9 tRNA genes and 2 rRNA genes are annotated in these 3,037 nt (G+C 51.4%); all 11 read left to right on the forward strand.

Annotated elements, in window-relative coordinates:
* The first annotated feature begins 334 nt into the window (after positions 1–334).
* The 11 genes from rrf to E2L03_RS20145 all read left to right on the forward strand — a co-directional run bounded on the left by rrf (position 335) and on the right by E2L03_RS20145 (position 3,028).
* A 5S ribosomal RNA gene (rrf, locus tag E2L03_RS20095) occupies positions 335–450 on the forward strand.
* Positions 451–492: 42 nt separating this feature from the next.
* Positions 493–568: transfer RNA gene (locus tag E2L03_RS20100), tRNA-Val, on the forward strand.
* 3 nt (positions 569–571) lie between these two features.
* Positions 572–647: transfer RNA gene (locus E2L03_RS20105), tRNA-Thr, on the forward strand.
* Between the two features lie 15 nt (positions 648–662).
* Positions 663–738: transfer RNA gene (locus E2L03_RS20110), tRNA-Lys, on the forward strand.
* Between the two features lie 7 nt (positions 739–745).
* Positions 746–828 (forward strand) — tRNA-Leu (locus tag E2L03_RS20115).
* A 17-nt stretch (positions 829–845) separates the two neighbouring features.
* Positions 846–917, forward strand: a tRNA-Gly gene (locus E2L03_RS20120).
* Positions 918–933: 16 nt separating this feature from the next.
* Positions 934–1,022 (forward strand) — tRNA-Leu (locus tag E2L03_RS20125).
* A gap of 26 nt (positions 1,023–1,048) precedes the next feature.
* A tRNA-Arg gene (locus tag E2L03_RS20130) sits at positions 1,049–1,125 on the forward strand.
* Between the two features lie 3 nt (positions 1,126–1,128).
* Positions 1,129–1,205, forward strand: a tRNA-Pro gene (locus E2L03_RS20135).
* Positions 1,206–1,211: 6 nt separating this feature from the next.
* Positions 1,212–1,287, forward strand: a tRNA-Ala gene (locus tag E2L03_RS20140).
* Between the two features lie 193 nt (positions 1,288–1,480).
* Positions 1,481–3,028, forward strand: a 16S ribosomal RNA gene (locus tag E2L03_RS20145).
* Positions 3,029–3,037: the final 9 nt, after the last annotated feature.

The raw sequence follows: 3,037 nt of genomic DNA on the forward strand, positions 1-3,037 counted from the left end.
CCATGGCGTAAGCCAGTAAGACCCCTTAGAGATGATGAGGTTGATAGGTCAGAAGTGGAAGTGTGGCGACACATGGAGCGGACTGATACTAATCGGTCGAGGGCTTATCCTAAATTTCTTGAGTTTGAGTATGATGATTGGATTTAGTTTTGAAAGAATCACCGATTCTTTTTAACAAGAAGGGACTATTCCCTTTTAGAATGAGTTTTACAAAGAGCAACAAGAAGATCGAGGACTAGAAGTGCTTGAAGGAAGGAGCGTACTTGCGTACGTGACTGACAGAAAGACACAAATAGGACGAAGAGATTCACCGTTGATCTGACGTCAAAATAAGTCTGGTGGCAATAGCAAAGAGGTCACACCCGTTCCCATGCCGAACACGGTCGTTAAGCTCTTTTGCGCCGATGGTAGTTGGGGGCTTCCCCCTGTGAGAGTAGGACGTTGCCAGGCTTACATATTTTTCTTTGTTATTTGAAAACAAGATAATAAGTTGGAGGATTAGCTCAGCTGGGAGAGCACCTGCCTTACAAGCAGGGGGTCGGCGGTTCGATCCCGTCATCCTCCACCATATGCCGGCCTAGCTCAATTGGTAGAGCAACTGACTTGTAATCAGTAGGTTGGGGGTTCAAGTCCTCTGGCCGGCACCATAGTTTTCGAAGTCAGAGCCATTAGCTCAGTTGGTAGAGCATCTGACTTTTAATCAGAGGGTCGAAGGTTCGAATCCTTCATGGCTCACCATAAACTTGCGGGTGTGGCGGAATTGGCAGACGCGCTAGACTTAGGATCTAGTGTCTTTATGACGTGGGGGTTCAAGTCCCTTCACCCGCATTCACAACATTAGTTGTGCGGAAGTAGTTCAGTGGTAGAACACCACCTTGCCAAGGTGGGGGTCGCGAGTTCGAATCTCGTCTTCCGCTTTTGCCAATATTTTTTGCCGGGGTGGTGGAATTGGCAGACACACAGGACTTAAAATCCTGCGGTTGGTGACAACCGTGCCGGTTCAAGTCCGGCCCTCGGCACCATTTATGTTTAACTTCATAGTTTAAAAGCGCCCGTAGCTCAATTGGATAGAGCGTCTGACTACGGATCAGAAGGTTAGGGGTTCGACTCCTCTCGGGCGCGCCATTTCGGGAAGTAGCTCAGCTTGGTAGAGCACTTGGTTTGGGACCAAGGGGTCGCAGGTTCAAATCCTGTCTTCCCGACCATGAAATGGGGCCTTAGCTCAGCTGGGAGAGCGCCTGCTTTGCACGCAGGAGGTCAGCGGTTCGATCCCGCTAGGCTCCACCAAAAAAAGTTTCAAAAAAAGCTTTGACATTCTAATAAATGTCATGTAAAGTACTAAGAGTCGCCAAGAGAGATCGAGGCGCAAACGAGTTCTTTGAAAACTGAACAAAAGCCAAGCGTAAAAAGAGATACAAGGTATCTCGTCAATGAAGTTAGACACAGCTTTAAATTGTGCAAATGAGCAAGTCAAACACTTTTAACGGAGAGTTTGATCCTGGCTCAGGACGAACGCTGGCGGCGTGCCTAATACATGCAAGTCGAGCGGACAGAAGGGAGCTTGCTCCCGGACGTTAGCGGCGGACGGGTGAGTAACACGTAGGTAACCTGCCCCTTAGACTGGGATAACTCCGGGAAACCGGAGCTAATACGGGATAATAAAGAGAATCACCTGATTCTCTTTTGAAAGACGGTTTCGGCTGTCACTAAGGGATGGGCCTGCGGCGCATTAGCTAGTTGGTAAGGTAACGGCTTACCAAGGCGACGATGCGTAGCCGACCTGAGAGGGTGATCGGCCACACTGGGACTGAGACACGGCCCAGACTCCTACGGGAGGCAGCAGTAGGGAATCTTCCGCAATGGACGAAAGTCTGACGGAGCAACGCCGCGTGAGTGAGGAAGGCCTTCGGGTCGTAAAGCTCTGTTGTGAGGGAAGAACAAGTACCGGAGTAACTACCGGTACCTTGACGGTACCTCACCAGAAAGCCACGGCTAACTACGTGCCAGCAGCCGCGGTAATACGTAGGTGGCAAGCGTTGTCCGGAATTATTGGGCGTAAAGCGCGCGCAGGCGGCTTCTTAAGTCTGATGTGAAATCTCGGGGCTCAACCCCGAGCGGCCATTGGAAACTGGGAAGCTTGAGTGCAGAAGAGGAGAGTGGAATTCCACGTGTAGCGGTGAAATGCGTAGATATGTGGAGGAACACCAGTGGCGAAGGCGACTCTCTGGTCTGTAACTGACGCTGAGGCGCGAAAGCGTGGGGAGCAAACAGGATTAGATACCCTGGTAGTCCACGCCGTAAACGATGAGTGCTAGGTGTTAGGGGTTTCGATGCCCGTAGTGCCGAAGTAAACACATTAAGCACTCCGCCTGGGGAGTACGGCCGCAAGGCTGAAACTCAAAGGAATTGACGGGGACCCGCACAAGCAGTGGAGCATGTGGTTTAATTCGAAGCAACGCGAAGAACCTTACCAGGTCTTGACATCCTTTGACCACTCTGGAGACAGAGCTTCCCCTTCGGGGGCAAAGTGACAGGTGGTGCATGGTTGTCGTCAGCTCGTGTCGTGAGATGTTGGGTTAAGTCCCGCAACGAGCGCAACCCTTGATCTTAGTTGCCAGCATTTAGTTGGGCACTCTAAGGTGACTGCCGGTGACAAACCGGAGGAAGGTGGGGACGACGTCAAATCATCATGCCCCTTATGACCTGGGCTACACACGTGCTACAATGGATGGTACAAAGGGCAGCGAAACCGCGAGGTGGAGCCAATCCCATAAAGCCATTCTCAGTTCGGATTGTAGGCTGCAACTCGCCTACATGAAGCCGGAATTGCTAGTAATCGCGGATCAGCATGCCGCGGTGAATACGTTCCCGGGTCTTGTACACACCGCCCGTCACACCACGAGAGTTTGTAACACCCGAAGTCGGTGAGGTAACCTTTTGGAGCCAGCCGCCTAAGGTGGGACAAATGATTGGGGTGAAGTCGTAACAAGGTAGCCGTATCGGAAGGTGCGGCTGGATCACCTCCTTTCTATGGAGT

Origin of the sequence: Shouchella oshimensis, from assembly GCF_004375095.1 — a bacterium.
GTDB lineage: Bacteria > Bacillota > Bacilli > Bacillales > Bacillaceae_D > Shouchella > Shouchella oshimensis.